Below are 13,045 nucleotides of genomic sequence, written 5' to 3'. Positions count from 1 at the left end.
CGTGGGGATTGCACCCGCACGCGCGCGTGAGGACCCTGCGAAAGGGCCACCACTCCGGGGGCCCAGGCAGGGGGGCGCATGGACATCATCGACGTGCTCATCCAGCAGCACCGCGACCTCGAGGCCCTCTTCGAGGCCTACCGCGCGGCTCCCGATGACGAGCGGCCGGAGCTGTGCGTGCGGCTGGCCGAAGCTCTCACGCTGCACAGCACCCTCGAGGAGCGCTGGGTGTACCCGGTCGCCCGCGGCGTCGTCCACGGCCCGCGCATCGACTTCGCGGTGGAGGAGCATGGGGAGATGACCCAGCTGCTCTCCGAGCTGATGCACGCCTGCTGGGACGTGCGCCGCAGGGAGGCCACGGTGCGGCAGCTGGAGGCCGTGGTGGCGCACCACCTGACGGAGGAGGAGCGGGACGTGTTTCCCCGGCTCCGGAAGATGGACGAAGCAGCGTTCGGCCTGTCCAGCACGGAGCTGGCCCGCTCCGCCTCCGACGCGCGCCAGGAAGCGCGGCGCCATCTGGAGGTGGTCGCGCCGCCGTGACGCGGCGGTCGTCCGTCAGTCCCCAGCAGGCTCCGGCATGGACTGCGGCGTGGGCTGCGGGAGGGTGAACCAGAAGGTGCTGCCCTGGCCCGGAGTGCTCACCACGCCCAGCTCGCCGCCGTGCGCCTGGACGATGTCGCGCGCGATGGACAGCCCCAATCCCGCGCCGCCCGGGGGTGCGCCCGGCGCGCGGTAGAACTTCTCGAAGATGCGCGCCTGCTCCTGGGCGGGGATGCCCTCGCCGGTGTCGCGCACCTCGAAGCGCACGAGGGCGCCGTCGCGCAGCACGCGCACCGCCACCTCGCCGTCGCGGGGCGTGTGCTTCACGCCGTTGCCCACGAGGTTGCCCAGCACCAGGTGAAGCCGGTCCGGATCCACGCGCACCGTCTCCACGTCCTGCGACAGGGAATGGGACAGGCGCACGCCGCGGTCCTCGGCCACCGTGCGCCAGGCGTCCAGCGCGTGCTCCATCAGGTCCTCCGTGCGCACCTCGCGCAGGTCCAGCTGGAGCTGGCCGGACTGGATGCGCGACAGGTCCAGCAGGTCGTCCACGATGCCCTGCAACCGCTCGCAGTCCTCGCGCGCCGCGAAGAGCAGGTCCGCCTGCTTCTCCGTCACCGGGCCCACGACGCCCTCGGCCACCAGGTGGATGGCCATGCGCAGGGACGTCAGCGGCGTGCGGAACTCGTGCGCCACCGTGGCCACCAGGTCGTTCTTCAGCTCGTCGAAGCGCCGCAGCCGCGTCACGTCCTGGAGGATGAGCGTGGCGCCCACCACCTCCCCCGTCTCGCCGTGCACCGGGCTGCCGCGCGGCAAGAGCCACCGGCCGCCCTCCGGGGAGGCCTCCACGCGCACCGCCTCCTCGTAGCCCCGGGGCTGGTAGGCGCCCCGGCCGCCCACGACGTGCGCGCGCACGCGCTCCAGCACCGCGCGCACCTCCGGCTCCACGCGGCCCAGCGCGTCCCCTCCTTCATCCAGCTTGAGCCGCAGCACCGCCTCCGCCGCGGCGTTCACGTTGAGCAGCCCGCCGTCCGCGCCCAGCACCAGCACCGGGTCCGGCAGGCTGTCGATGGCCGCCTGGGACACCGCCTGCGCCTGGAGCAATTCGCCCAGGCTGCTGCGCCGGTACTGTCCCAGCCGCTCCGCCATGGTGTTGAAGTCCCGGGCGAGCCAGGCGATCTCATCCCCACCCTCCACCACCGCGCGCGCCTCGCCGTCGCCCTGCCCCAGCCGGCGCACCGCCTGCGACAGCACCGACACCGGCCGCAGCGCCCGCTGCACCAGCGACGTGGTGAAGAAGAGGCCGAAGCCCAGCGCCGCCGCCACCGCCAGCACCATCAGCGTGTTCACCTGCCCGCTCTGCTGGCGCAGCCGGTCGCTCTTGTGCACCATCGCGTCCTGGTTGAGCGCGAGGATGGCGGACGCGGCCGCCTTCGCCGCCTGGAAGGCCGGTGAGAGGGATTGGAAGTAGCGCGCGCGGGACGCCTCCGGGTCACGCTCCTGGAGGAACGCGTCGAACGCGGACTGGTAGCGCGTCCACGCGGCGCGCAGCCGCTGCGTCGCCTCCGCCTCGCCGGGTTCGGTGATGTTGCCCTGCTGCGTGGCCAGCTCCGACTCCAGCGGAGGGCGCTGCGCGGCCTGCTGGGCCTGTCCCCGCTCGCGCTCGCCCGCGACGATGAACAGGGCCGCACTGTCCATGCGCTCCAGGTGTTCGGTGATGCGCTGGGTGGCGAGCACGCTGCGGTAGTTGTCCTCCAGCACCTGCTGCCCGGAGCGGCCCACGCGCCCCAGGGTGACGACGGCCAGCGTGCCCAGCAGCAGCAGCGCCAGCACCAGCGGCGCCTGAGCGAGCAGCAGGCGGGAGCGCAGCGTCATGGGCGCTTCTCCTCATGCGGGACTTCGAAGGACACGACGTGGATGTCGAAGCCGTCCCCCTCTCGCAGCAGGCGCGCGTCCGCGGTGAGGCCCAGCCGCTGGCGCCACCTCGCCTGGGTCGAGCGCCCGATGATGATGTGCCCCACGCCGTGCGAGCGGCCGAAGTCCAGGAGCGCCGCCACGGGGTCCTTCGCGCGCAGGCGCACCACCTCCGCGCCCAGCTCCTTCGCCTTCTCGATGTTCGTCAGCAGGTGGCGCTGGGCCTCCGCGTCGATGAGGTGGGGCGCTTCCCCCGGCGTCTCCACGTACACCACGAACCAGTCCGTGTTGAGGCGGCCCGCCATGCGCGAGCCCCGGCGCAGCAGCGTCGCCGCGCGGGGCGGCTGGCTGGAGAGGGCCACCAGCACGCGGCCCCAGGCGCCTCCGGCTCCCTTCTGGGACGGGTCCTCGCCCGCGCGGGCCTGCTTGCCGGTGGTGGCGCGGTCCAGGCTCTCCGCCACCTCGCGCAGCGCCAGTTCGCGCAGGGTGGAGAGGTTGTCGCCGGTGAAGAAGCGCTCCAGGGCGTGCGGCACCTTGTCGGGCGCGTAGATTTTTCCCGCCTTGAGCCGCTCGTGCAGGTCCTCCACCGCGAGGTCCAGGTTCACCACCTGGTCGGCGTTCTTGAGGAAGCTGTCGGGCAGGGTCTCCCGGACGGTGACGCCGGTGTTGCGCTCCACCAGGTCGTTGAGGCTCTCCAGGTGCTGCACGTTGAAGGCGCCAATGACGTTGATGCCCGCGGCCAGCAGCTCCTGCACGTCCTGGTAGCGCTTGCGGTTGCGGCACACGGGCAGGTTGGTGTGGGCCAGCTCGTCCACGATGGCCACGTGCGGCCTGCGCGCGAGGACGGCGTCCAGGTCCATCTCCTCCACCGTGACGTCGCGGTAGGTGCTGCGCTGGCGGGGCACGAGCTCCAGTCCCGCCACCAGCGCCTCCGTCTCCGGACGACCGTGCGTCTCGACGAAGCCCAGCACCACGTCCACGCCGCGCAGCTTGAGCGCGTGCGCCTCCTCCAGCATGCGGAACGTCTTGCCCACGCCCGCCGCGAAGCCGATGTAGAGCTTCAGCCGGCCCCTCCGGCCGCGCTCCACCAGCTCCAGGAAGTCTTCCGCGCGAGGGCGCCGCGTCGTCATGCCAGGGTCTTCCTCAAGGTCCCGCGGACTTCGCGGGGGTGGGAGCGGGCCCGCCGAACTGTCGGTCCATCGCGAGGTTCAACGTGAGCACGTTCACCCGGGGTTCGCCCAGCACGCCGAACGTCCGGCCCTCCACCTGCGACGCCACCAGCGTGCGCACGCGCTCCGGGTCCACCCCGCGCGCCCGCGCCACGCGGGGAACCTGCCACAGCGCGGACTCCGGCGACACGTGCGGATCCAATCCGGACGCGGACGCCGTCACCAGCTCGCCCGGCACGAGGCCGGGGGCGTCCGGGTTCTCGCGGCGCAGCCGGTCCGCGTCCGCCACCGCGCGGTCCCGGAGCTTCTGGGAGGTGGGCCCCAGGTTGCTGCCGCTGGACGCCGCCGCGTCGTAGCCCGCGCCAGCGGCGGAGGGACGCGGCTGGAAGTAGCCGGGCCTCGTGAAGCCCTGGCCGATGAGCGTGCTGCCCACCTCGCGGCCCTGGTCGTCCTTCGCGAGCGACCCGTTGGCTTCGTGGGGGAACAGCACCTGCGCCACGCCCGTGACGACCAGCGGGTACATCACGCCCGTGAGGACCAGCGTGACGACGCTGACGCGCAGGGCGGTGAGAAGAGTGGAAGCCATGATGTGCCAATTCCTTTCAGGTCAGGCCAGGCCCACGGTGGTGAGCAGCACGTCGATGACCTTGATGCCCACGAACGGGACGATGACGCCGCCCACCCCGTACAGGAGCAGGCTGCGGCGCAGGAGCGCCGCCGCGCCCAGCGGGCGGTAGCGCACGCCCTTGAGCGCCAGCGGGATGAGCGCCACGATGATGAGCGCGTTGAAGATGACGGCGGACAGGATGGCGCTGAACGGTGACGTCAGCCCCATCACGTTGAGCGGGGCCATCTGGGGGAAGACGCCCATGAACAGCGCCGGCAGGATGGCGAAGTACTTGGCCACGTCGTTGGCGATGGAGAACGTCGTCAGCGTGCCGCGCGTCATCAGGAGCTGCTTGCCCACCTCCACCACCTCCAGGAGCTTGGTGGGGTTGGAGTCCAGGTCCACCATGTTGCCGGCCTCCTTGGCGGCCTGGGTGCCGGTGTTCATCGCCACGCCCACGTCCGCCTGGGCCAGCGCGGGCGCGTCGTTGGTGCCGTCGCCCGTCATGGCCACGAGCTTGCCCTTGGCCTGCTCGGCGCGGATGAGCGCCAGCTTCGCCTCCGGGGTCGCCTCCGCGAGGAAGTCGTCCACGCCGGCCTCGCGGGCGATGGCGGCCGCGGTGCGCGGGTTGTCGCCGGTGATCATCACGGTGCGGATGCCCATGGCGCGGAAGCGGTCGAACCGCTCCTTGATGCCGCCCTTCACCACGTCCTTCAGGTGGATGATGCCCAGCACGCGCGCGCCGTCGGCCACGGCCAGCGGCGTGCCGCCCGCGTCACCGATGCGGCCCGCCACCTGGGCCAGTTCCTCCGGCACGGCGCCGCCCTGCTCCTTCACGTAGCGCACGAGGGCGTCCACCGCGCCCTTGCGGATGCTGCGCGGGTGGGGGTCCACCAGGTCGCAGCCGCTCATGCGCGTCTGCGCGGTGAAGGGCACGAAGGTGGCCTGGTGCGCGCGCAGCTCCCTCGGACGCATCTTGTAGGCGTCCTTCACCAGCGTGACGACGGAGCGCCCTTCCGGCGTTTCATCCGCGAGGCTCGCGAGCTGCGCGGCCTCCGCCAGCTCCTCCATGCGCACGCCGGGCATCGGGAGCAGCTCCGTGGCCATGCGGTTGCCCAGGGTGATGGTGCCCGTCTTGTCGAGCAGCAGCGTGTCCACGTCCCCCGCCGCCTCCACCGCGCGGCCACTGAGCGCGAGCACGTTCTTGCGCAAGAGCCGGTCCATGCCCGCGATGCCAATGGCGCTCAAGAGCCCGCCGATGGTCGTGGGGATGAGGCACACGAGCAGCGCCACCACCGCCGTCCCGGACAGCGGCACGCCGGAGTAGAGCGCCAGCGGCACCAGCGTCACGCACGCCAGCAGGAACACCAGCGTGAGGCCCACCAGCAGGATGTGCAGGGCGATTTCATTCGGCGTCTTCTGCCGGGCCGCGCCCTCCACCAGTCCAATCATCCGGTCGAGGAACGACTCGCCCGGGTCCACGCTGATGCGGATGACGATGCGGTCGGACAGCACCTTGGTGCCGCCCGTCACGGCCGAGCGGTCGCCGCCGGACTCGCGGATGACGGGGGCCGACTCGCCGGTGACGGCGGACTCGTCCACGCTGGCGATGCCCTCCACCACGTCGCCGTCGCCGGGGATGACGTCGCCCGCCTCGCACACCACGCGGTCGCCCTTGCGCAGCGCGGGGGCGCCCACGCGCTCCTCGCTTCCGTCGTCCTTCAGCCGGCGGGCCTGGGTGTCCTGGCGCATGCGGCGCAGGGCGCTCGCCTGGGCCTTGCCGCGCCCCTCCGCCACGGCTTCGGCGAAGTTGGCGAAGAGGACGGTGAACCACAGCCACAGCATCACCGACACGGTGAACCAGGACGGCGCGCTGTCGTGTCGAGGGGCCACCGCGTCCTTGAGGACGAACACGGTGGTGAGGAGGCTGCCGGCCCAGACCACGAACATCACCGGGTTGCGGGCCACGTCGCGCGGGTGGAGCTTCTTGAAGCTCTCCCACACGGCGGGCTTGAGCAGCGTCGGGTCCAGCAGCGACGCCTGCCTGGAAGCGGGGGCCATGGTCAGTACACCTTTCCGGCCGCGCCGAGGAAGTGCTCGACGATGGGGCCGAGTGACAGCGCGGGGAAGAACGTCAGCGCGCCCACGATGAGGACGACGCTCACGAGCAACCCGGTGAAGAGGACGCCTTCGGTGGGGAAGGTGCCGGGCCCGGGGGCCACGACCTTCTTGCCCACGAGCGAGCCCGCCAGCGCCAGCACCGGCACCATCATCAGGAAGCGGCCCGCGAGCATCGACATGCCCAGGCTGACGTTCCAGAACGGGGTGTTGGCGTTGAGGCCGGCGAAGGCGCTGCCGTTGTTGGCGACGCCGCTGGTGAACGCATACAAGATTTCCGACAGGCCGTGCGGCCCGGCGTTGTTGAGGGACGACGTGCCCTGCGGGATGACGGCGGCCACCGCGGACAGGCCCAGGATGACCAGCGGGAAGACGAGCACGTACAGCATCGCGAGTTTCATCTCGCGCGCTTCAATCTTCTTGCCGAGGAACTCCGGGGTGCGGCCCACCATCAGGCCGGCGATGAACACCGCGAGCACCGCCATCACGAGGATGCCGTAGAGGCCCGCCCCCACGCCCCCGAAGATGACCTCGCCGAGCTGCATGTTGACGAGCGGCACCAGCCCGCCCAGCGCGGTGAAGCTGTCGTGCATGGCATTGACCGCGCCGCACGACGCGTCGGTGGTGACGGTGGCGAACAGCGCGGAGGCCGCGACGCCGAATCTCGCCTCCTTGCCCTCCAGGTTCCCGGCCTGGACGACCTGCGCGGAAGCGAGCGCGGGGTTGGGCTGGGACTCGGCGGCGTAGCTGGCACCAGCGCCCCCGAGGAAGAGGACGGACATGGCTGCGAAGAGGACCCAGCCCTGCTTCGTGTCGCCGGTCATCTTCCCGTAGGTGTACGTGAGGCCCGCGGGGAGCAGGAAGATGAGCAGCAATTGCACCAGGTTGGTGAGGGGCGTGGGGTTTTCAAAGGGGTGGGCGCTGTTGGCGTTGAAGAAGCCGCCGCCGTTGGTGCCCAGCATCTTGATGGCCTCCTGCGAGGCCACCGGCCCGAAGGCGAGCGTCTGCTTCACGCCCTCCACGGTCGTCACGCCGTGGTACGGCGCGAGGTTCTGGAGCACGCCCTGCGAAACGAAGAACAGGGCCGCGACGAAGCTCAGGGGCAGCAGCACGTAGAGCGTGCCGCGCACCAGGTCCACCCAGAAGTTGCCCAGCGTCTTGCGGCCCTCCGGACCGGGGCGGCGGGTGAGGCCGCGCGCCAGGGCCAGCGCGACGCCCAGGCCCGCGGCGGCGGAGACGAAGTTCTGCCACGTCAGCCCCACCATCTGGGTGGCGTAGCTCATCGTGGATTCGCCGGCGTAGGACTGCCAGTTGGTGTTGGCGACGAAGCTGGCGGCGGTGTTGAAGGCGAGCTCCGGACCGACGGCCGGCAGGCCCTGGGGGTTGAAGGGGAGCACGTGCTGGAGGCGCTGGAGCACGTAGAGGATGAGGACGCCCAGCAGGCTGAAGGCGAGCAGGGCGACGGTGTACTGGCCCCACGTCTGCTCGCGCTCGCGGTCCACGCCGCACAGGCGCAGGAGGGCGCGCTCGACGGGGCCGAGCAGGCGTGGAAGAGGTTGGGTGCCGGCCTCGAAGACGCGGAAGAGGTAGCCGCCCACGGGCTTCGTCAGCGCGAGGACGAGGGCGAAGAACAGCAGGGTCTGCAGCCAGCCGGTGGCGGTCATCAGAAGCGCTCCGGCCGGAGCAAGGCGTAGACGAGGTAGACGGACAGCAGGACCGCGAGCGCGGTCCCGGCGACGTATTCGAAGGTCATGGGTTCGGCTCCGTGGGGAGGGTCAGAAGTAGGCGACGGCTCCGACGACGAGCAGCGTCTGGTGTTGGCGCGGTGTGTCCCGGCTGTCGAAGACGCGCTCGGTGGAGCGGTCGTAGCGGGCCTCGGCCTTGAGGGTGAGGTGTTCGGCGGGCTTCAGTTCCAGCGTGAGCGTGCCCTCGGAGAGCGTCTGCGCGGTGCCACTCAGGAGCCCATCCCGGTCGCGGTACACCTCCGCGCGCGCGGTCACGGCCACGGGCCGGGCGACCTGCACGCGCACGTTGGCGCCGGCCGCGTACCAGAGCGCGGCGCTCATCCCGGGGCGAGCCTGACGGCCGGCGTCCGCGGTGGCGGAGACGCTCACGGCGTCGGTGACCTTGAGGGTGGCGACGGTGTCGACGAAGAGGCGCAGGGCCTCCGCGTCACCGGAGCCCTCGTTGCCGACGAAGGTGTTGAGGGCCGCGGACAGGCGGTCCCCGGCGTAGGCGACCTGGGTGCCCAGGGCCTTGCCGGTGTTGTTCTCGCCAATGGTCTGCCAGCCATTGAGCAGGTGCAGCTGCGCGCTCCAGCGGTCATTGAAGCGCCAGGTGCCCTTGAGGCCGGTCTGGTAGTAGGGGGAGAACTCTCCCATCCACGAGCGCGTGTACGTCCAGTTGAGCTGGGATTGGAAGGACTCCAGCCCGATGTGGCTGGGGAAGATGCCGGCCTCCAGGGTGAGGGGGCCTTCGGCGAAGGACAGCGACGCCTGCTGCACGAAGCGCCAGAGGTCGGGGCCGGTGGCGTCGCCCTCGGGTTCAGCGCGGTGGAGGACGTCCATGCCGGTGCCGAAGCCGAGCAGCACGCGCACGCCCACGGGCTCCGGGGTGACGCTCACGCCGAGCGAGGCGAGGTTGACGGTGGCCTCGTTGTGCCGCCGTGCGGTGGTGCCGGTGCCTGCCAGGAAGCTGGTGGCGCTGGCGGGGCGGTTGAAGTCGTAGCCGTAGTAGGCGTCCACGCCCCCTTCCACCTGGAGGCGGGAGAGGACGGTGGGCGCGGGCTCCACGGGGCCGGCCTGGGCCAGGAGGACGTGGGTCAACAGCGGGGTCAAAGGGAAGGTGGGCATGATGGCGTCCCCTTCCCTTGAGCATCCGCCGTACCGTCACGGGCCGCCGGCCGCCCCAGTCATTCCGGCCGGTTGCGGGGCGCGGGTGCGGGCCCGGATTGCAATGTGCACGAACAGGCCTCCGGGAGCCCTGCGGCGTGAAACGTGCGGCACGAGCTTCAGGGCTGGCTGGACACGGACTCGTCGCAATCCGGGCCGGTGCACGTGCCAGAGCAGGTCACCTGGCCGGGATAGGAGAGCAGCGTGGCGCACGTGGTGCCGCCGGTGCAGGTGACGAGCTCCGTGCACACCGACGCCTCATCCACGCAACGCGCCTGGGTGACTCCGTCCAGCTTGAAGGCAAAGCAGCCCAGGCTCTGCGGACACTGGGGCAGGTCCACGCCGCACTCCTGCGCGACGTCCAACGACTGCCCATCGCGCAGCGCGAGCCGCCCCTGCTTGTCGCCCGATGCGTCCGAACCACAGGCCGTGAAGGCCATCACCGTCAGGCAACATCCCACCAGTTTCATCCAGCGCATCGCGGCTCCTTCAGCGGAAAGTGTGACGCAGCCCTGCGCACAGCAAGGCGCGGACCAGCGCGGTCCTCTCAGGAATTCCGCCCCCTTGCCCAGGAGGAAGCCCACACGCCTCCCAGAAATCTGAGGCAGTCACGGATAGGAGAGGGCAGTTCGAAAGGCGACGCCTTCCCCATCCCAGAGGGCAGCGTGGCGCGCGTATTGCGTACGGTCGACTGCAACGCAGCCGGCCTCGCGCGTGTTGCGGACCTGCTCATCTTGGGAGGCGCGATGGCAGGAGTGAAGAACAACGTGCTCGCCGACGGGATGAGCCCGGTCACCACCCAAAGCGAGGGGAAGGTGGTGGGGTTCCCCGACGTTTGCAAGACGCCGGGTCCGTCCGGGCCTATCCCCCTCCCCTATACGAACATCGCCCAGAGCAAGGACCTGGAGAACGGATCGAAGACGGTCTCCATCAACGGCGCCGCGGTGTGCCTGTCCAACTCCTTCATCGGCAAGTCGACGGGCAACGAGGCGGGGAGTCTGGGCGGCGTGGCATCGGGGAAGACGCGGGGGAGAGCGCACCCGATGAACTTCTCGTTCGACGTGCGCATTGAAGGGAAAGGCGTGGTGCGGAACTTCGACCTCTTCTGTCTCAACGACCACAACACTCCGCCATTTCCGCTCGTGCAGCCCCAGGTGACTCGCCCGTTGGCCGGCCGGGTGGAGGAGCGGGAGACACCGCGGCGCAGGGTGCCGTGTGATTGCTGCGGGAAGGAGCACCCGCCCATCGAGGCGAAGGGGCGAGCGGGCGGCAACCTGGGCAGTTCCGCCGCGCTGGGTCGGAACATGCTTCAGGGACGCGAGCTTGCGACACACCCCTGGTACACGGGACCGTTCTCAATCGCTGCGCATCACCTCATCTGCCTGGAAGCACTGGAGAGCGAGAAGTGGGCCCTGTTCTGCGTGCGTTTCGGGTACCACCCCGACCGACAGCAGAACGGGGTGTTCCTGCCCATGAAGATGGCCGGCGCCTGCGAGCTCCACGTCGCCGTGCATCGAGGGAACCACGCCGAAGGTTATGCGTTCGACGTCGCCTTGGCGTATCCCAGGGCAGTCATGAAGAAGCTTCGGGAGGTCGAGGCACAAGTGGAGCGTGGCGCGTTCTGCACCGACCCCGACGCATTGGTCCGCAAGTTCGACAAAATCAGTGCGGAGATTCTGGAAAAGGTGGAGCGGTTCTTGTGGACCCTCACCCGTGACGGACTCGACTACGCACCAGGCGGGAAAGGATGCTCGGGGCTCAGGAGCATCCGGCAGAAGCCGGGTTCGTCGCCCTGTCCCCGGGAGAGACAGCACCTCCACAAACAAGCGGTGACGGGCCGCCCCCTGGCGAGGCGCCCCCTTCGCATTGGAGAGTGAGCCATGCAGGCCGACTACTTCGTCATCGAGTCAGCGCCGAACAACAGCCACCCGCTCCTCCAGTGGGACGAGTTGGTGTGGGGCTTTGGGAGACCGGAGCCCGTCACCCTCTCAAACCCAGTGCGGTTGCGACTGGGCTCTCCAGTACCGCCCCACCCGGTGATGGTGGATCATCACGGATTGCCGCAACCGGTGTTCTCCACTCGGATGAAGGAGGTGCTGGAGCCGCTGGGACTTCATGGCGTTCAGCTTGTGCCAGCGGACGTGAAGGTGAAGCCGGACGATGTGCGGCGCTATTGGGTGCTGCACGTCTACAACGAAATCGCCTGTGCGGATCGGCAGCGATCCGTGCTGTCCATTGATGCTGAAGATGGCGAGGTGTTGGGCATTGATGCGCTCGTCCTGGACGAACGCGTGCTCCAGGAAATCCCGCTGGAGAGACGGCTGCTGTTCGTGCTGGCGGAGTCCATCAGCACCTACGTGTTCCACCGGTCCCTGGTGGAACAGCTGCTAGCGCTGACGCCGCCGCCGGAAGGCATGGCGTTCGTCCGCGCGGACAAGTGGAGCGACTCCGCGGGCTTCCGGGTGGATGCTGGCGGGTAGTGGCTGACGCACTGGCAGCACCGATTCGCGAGCATCGTCAAGGGCATCACCCCTTCCGACAGGGTCGGTGAAACCCCGTGCGGTTGCGACTGGGCTCTCCCGTCCCGCGTCACCCCGTGATGGTGGACCACCACGGCTTGCCGCAAAACGAGATCGCCTGTGCGGACCGGCAGCGCTCCGTGCTGCCCCTTGATGAGGAGGACGGCGGGGTGTTGGGCATTTCCGCGAGCTTCCAGGTGGATGCCGCCGGGTAGGGCCTGCGCGGTGGCTGCGGTCCCGAGGGTCCTGACTCACAGCGTCGCTCAGGAGCCCCAGGCACTCCGCACCCCGCCATCAGCCAGCAGGCCCCCCAGGGATTCCCTGCCCGTGCTCTGCAATAAATCACACACACCTCTCAGAAATATAAGAAAATAGCGGATTCCCGCATTGGCCTCTCGGGCTGAGTCCAGACACACAAAGACAGTCAGGCAACCACACCCAACCTGACGGGGGGTTTGTAATCTATCCAAGAAATCAGACCTATACCGTTATCTAATCATCACCGGCATCGGGGGGCCGTACGATGAAAGAAGAGCTCGACAGTTCAGACATGGAGTACGCCGTCTTCGCGATCCGCCAGCAGCCCATCCTGGTGGCTGTTGCCCGGAATCTTTGTGGCCGGAATGCCAGCGATTGCGCGGACCTGGTCCAGGACGTGCTGCTGCGGGCCCTGCTGAAGTGGGACATGCTCCAGTCCTGGACGGAGCCGGAACGGCGCGCCTGGCTGGTGCGGGTGCTCCACAACCGCTTCCTCGACCAGTGCCGCCGCTCCCGGTCCGAGGCCGCCACCGTCATCAACCTCGGCAACGTGCACAAGCTCTTCGAGGAGCCGGACGCGCCGGACCTGGAGCTGTGGGAGTGCATCACCGAGGCGGAGCTGCGCCAGGCCGTCGCCACCCTCCCCTACAACCTGCGCCGCACCTTCGAAATGCACTCCGAAGGGCTGCGCCACGCGGAGATCGGCCGCCACCTGGGCGCGCCCGTGGGCACGGTGGGCACCTGGCTCTTCCACGCGCGCCACCGCCTCCGTGACCAGCTCCGCGGCATGGCGGAAGCCCGCCGGAAGCGGGGGAATGGGTGACGACGGCCGACTGCCCCAACCTCTCCGCCTTCGTGGATGGCGGATTGCCTCCGGAGGACCAGGACGGCTTCCGCGCGCACCTCGCCAGCTGCGAGGTGTGCTGGGTCCGGCTCCATGAGCTGCTCCAGGTGGACGTACTCGGCCGGATGGCGTTCGCGGAGGAAGCCGAAGTCCGCGAGGCCGCCTCGGCCCCCTGGCCCCAGCCC

13 protein-coding genes are annotated in these 13,045 nt (G+C 69.8%); 5 read left to right on the top strand and 8 right to left on the bottom strand.

Annotation, left to right across the window (positions count from 1 at the left end; translation table 11 throughout):
* The first annotated feature begins 78 nt into the window (after positions 1-78).
* Positions 79-540, top strand: coding sequence for a hemerythrin domain-containing protein (locus D7X12_RS09560; RefSeq protein WP_120624956.1), 462 nt, complete (start codon positions 79-81; stop codon positions 538-540).
* A 15-nt stretch (positions 541-555) separates the two neighbouring features.
* Here D7X12_RS09560 and D7X12_RS09555 read toward each other — a convergent pair whose 3' ends face one another.
* The 8 genes from D7X12_RS09555 to D7X12_RS09520 form a co-directional block, all read right to left on the bottom strand.
* The gene (locus D7X12_RS09555; RefSeq protein ID WP_120624955.1) at positions 556-2,415 is read right to left on the bottom strand and encodes a HAMP domain-containing sensor histidine kinase; all 1,860 of its coding nucleotides are present in this window, start codon (positions 2,413-2,415) and stop codon (positions 556-558) included.
* Positions 2,412-3,584 carry a sensor protein KdpD gene (locus D7X12_RS09550; RefSeq protein ID WP_120624954.1) on the bottom strand — a complete coding sequence of 391 codons (1,173 nt, stop codon included), beginning with the start codon at positions 3,582-3,584 and terminating at the stop codon, positions 2,412-2,414. Before D7X12_RS09550 ends, D7X12_RS09555 begins: the two co-directional genes overlap by 4 nt.
* A gap of 13 nt (positions 3,585-3,597) precedes the next feature.
* Positions 3,598-4,209, bottom strand: a complete 612-nt coding sequence (kdpC, locus tag D7X12_RS09545; protein ID WP_120624953.1) for a potassium-transporting ATPase subunit KdpC — start codon at positions 4,207-4,209, stop codon at positions 3,598-3,600.
* A gap of 21 nt (positions 4,210-4,230) precedes the next feature.
* On the bottom strand, positions 4,231-6,291 hold the full coding sequence (gene kdpB, locus D7X12_RS09540) for a potassium-transporting ATPase subunit KdpB (protein WP_120624952.1): 2,061 nt from the start codon (positions 6,289-6,291) through the stop codon (positions 4,231-4,233).
* 2 nt (positions 6,292-6,293) lie between these two features.
* Positions 6,294-8,012 (bottom strand): potassium-transporting ATPase subunit KdpA, encoded by a 1,719-nt coding sequence (kdpA, locus tag D7X12_RS09535; RefSeq protein WP_120624951.1) that lies wholly within the window; start codon positions 8,010-8,012, stop codon positions 6,294-6,296.
* Positions 8,012-8,101 carry a K(+)-transporting ATPase subunit F gene (gene kdpF, locus D7X12_RS09530; RefSeq protein WP_120615194.1) on the bottom strand — a complete coding sequence of 30 codons (90 nt, stop codon included), beginning with the start codon at positions 8,099-8,101 and terminating at the stop codon, positions 8,012-8,014. Before kdpF ends, kdpA begins: the two co-directional genes overlap by 1 nt.
* 22 nt (positions 8,102-8,123) lie before the next feature.
* Complete coding sequence (locus D7X12_RS09525) at positions 8,124-9,200, bottom strand: porin (protein ID WP_120624950.1); 1,077 nt, start codon at positions 9,198-9,200, stop codon at positions 8,124-8,126.
* A gap of 158 nt (positions 9,201-9,358) precedes the next feature.
* A complete protein-coding gene (locus tag D7X12_RS09520; RefSeq protein ID WP_120624949.1) occupies positions 9,359-9,718 on the bottom strand; it encodes a hypothetical protein in 360 nt (119 codons plus the stop codon).
* A gap of 276 nt (positions 9,719-9,994) precedes the next feature.
* Between D7X12_RS09520 and D7X12_RS44170 the strand changes: the two genes are divergently transcribed.
* The 4 genes from D7X12_RS44170 to D7X12_RS09495 all read left to right on the top strand — a co-directional run.
* Positions 9,995-11,116, top strand: a complete 1,122-nt coding sequence (locus tag D7X12_RS44170; protein WP_244224453.1) for a PAAR-like domain-containing protein — start codon at positions 9,995-9,997, stop codon at positions 11,114-11,116.
* 3 nt (positions 11,117-11,119) lie between these two features.
* On the top strand, positions 11,120-11,719 hold the full coding sequence (locus D7X12_RS09505) for an imm11 family protein (protein ID WP_120624948.1): 600 nt from the start codon (positions 11,120-11,122) through the stop codon (positions 11,717-11,719).
* A gap of 562 nt (positions 11,720-12,281) precedes the next feature.
* Complete coding sequence (locus D7X12_RS09500) at positions 12,282-12,839, top strand: RNA polymerase sigma factor (RefSeq protein WP_120624947.1); 558 nt, start codon at positions 12,282-12,284, stop codon at positions 12,837-12,839.
* On the top strand, positions 12,836-13,045 hold a 210-nt coding region (locus tag D7X12_RS09495), incomplete at its 3' end, for an anti-sigma factor family protein (RefSeq protein ID WP_147443591.1). The genes D7X12_RS09500 and D7X12_RS09495, both read left to right, overlap by 4 nt.

Source organism: Corallococcus sicarius (genome assembly GCF_003611735.1).
Lineage (GTDB): Bacteria > Myxococcota > Myxococcia > Myxococcales > Myxococcaceae > Corallococcus > Corallococcus sicarius.
Note: the sequence above shows the minus strand (reverse complement) of the source record. Positions and strands in the feature narration are given on the sequence as shown.

Excerpts from the sequence above, each read along its gene's own strand:
- D7X12_RS09520 (WP_120624949.1), bottom strand. The coding sequence starts at position 9,718 with ATGCGCTGGATGAAACTGGTGGGATGTTGCCTGACGGTGATGGCCTTC.
- kdpC (WP_120624953.1), bottom strand. The coding sequence starts at position 4,209 with ATGGCTTCCACTCTTCTCACCGCCCTGCGCGTCAGCGTCGTCACGCTG.
- D7X12_RS09505 (WP_120624948.1), top strand. The coding sequence starts at position 11,120 with ATGCAGGCCGACTACTTCGTCATCGAGTCAGCGCCGAACAACAGCCAC.
- D7X12_RS09555 (WP_120624955.1), bottom strand. The coding sequence starts at position 2,415 with ATGACGCTGCGCTCCCGCCTGCTGCTCGCTCAGGCGCCGCTGGTGCTG.
- D7X12_RS09550 (WP_120624954.1), bottom strand. The coding sequence starts at position 3,584 with ATGACGACGCGGCGCCCTCGCGCGGAAGACTTCCTGGAGCTGGTGGAG.
- kdpB (WP_120624952.1), bottom strand. The coding sequence starts at position 6,291 with ATGGCCCCCGCTTCCAGGCAGGCGTCGCTGCTGGACCCGACGCTGCTC.
- D7X12_RS09500 (WP_120624947.1), top strand. The coding sequence starts at position 12,282 with ATGAAAGAAGAGCTCGACAGTTCAGACATGGAGTACGCCGTCTTCGCG.
- D7X12_RS09560 (WP_120624956.1), top strand. The coding sequence starts at position 79 with ATGGACATCATCGACGTGCTCATCCAGCAGCACCGCGACCTCGAGGCC.
- kdpF (WP_120615194.1), bottom strand. The coding sequence starts at position 8,101 with ATGACCTTCGAATACGTCGCCGGGACCGCGCTCGCGGTCCTGCTGTCC.
- D7X12_RS09525 (WP_120624950.1), bottom strand. The coding sequence starts at position 9,200 with ATGCCCACCTTCCCTTTGACCCCGCTGTTGACCCACGTCCTCCTGGCC.
- kdpA (WP_120624951.1), bottom strand. The coding sequence starts at position 8,012 with ATGACCGCCACCGGCTGGCTGCAGACCCTGCTGTTCTTCGCCCTCGTC.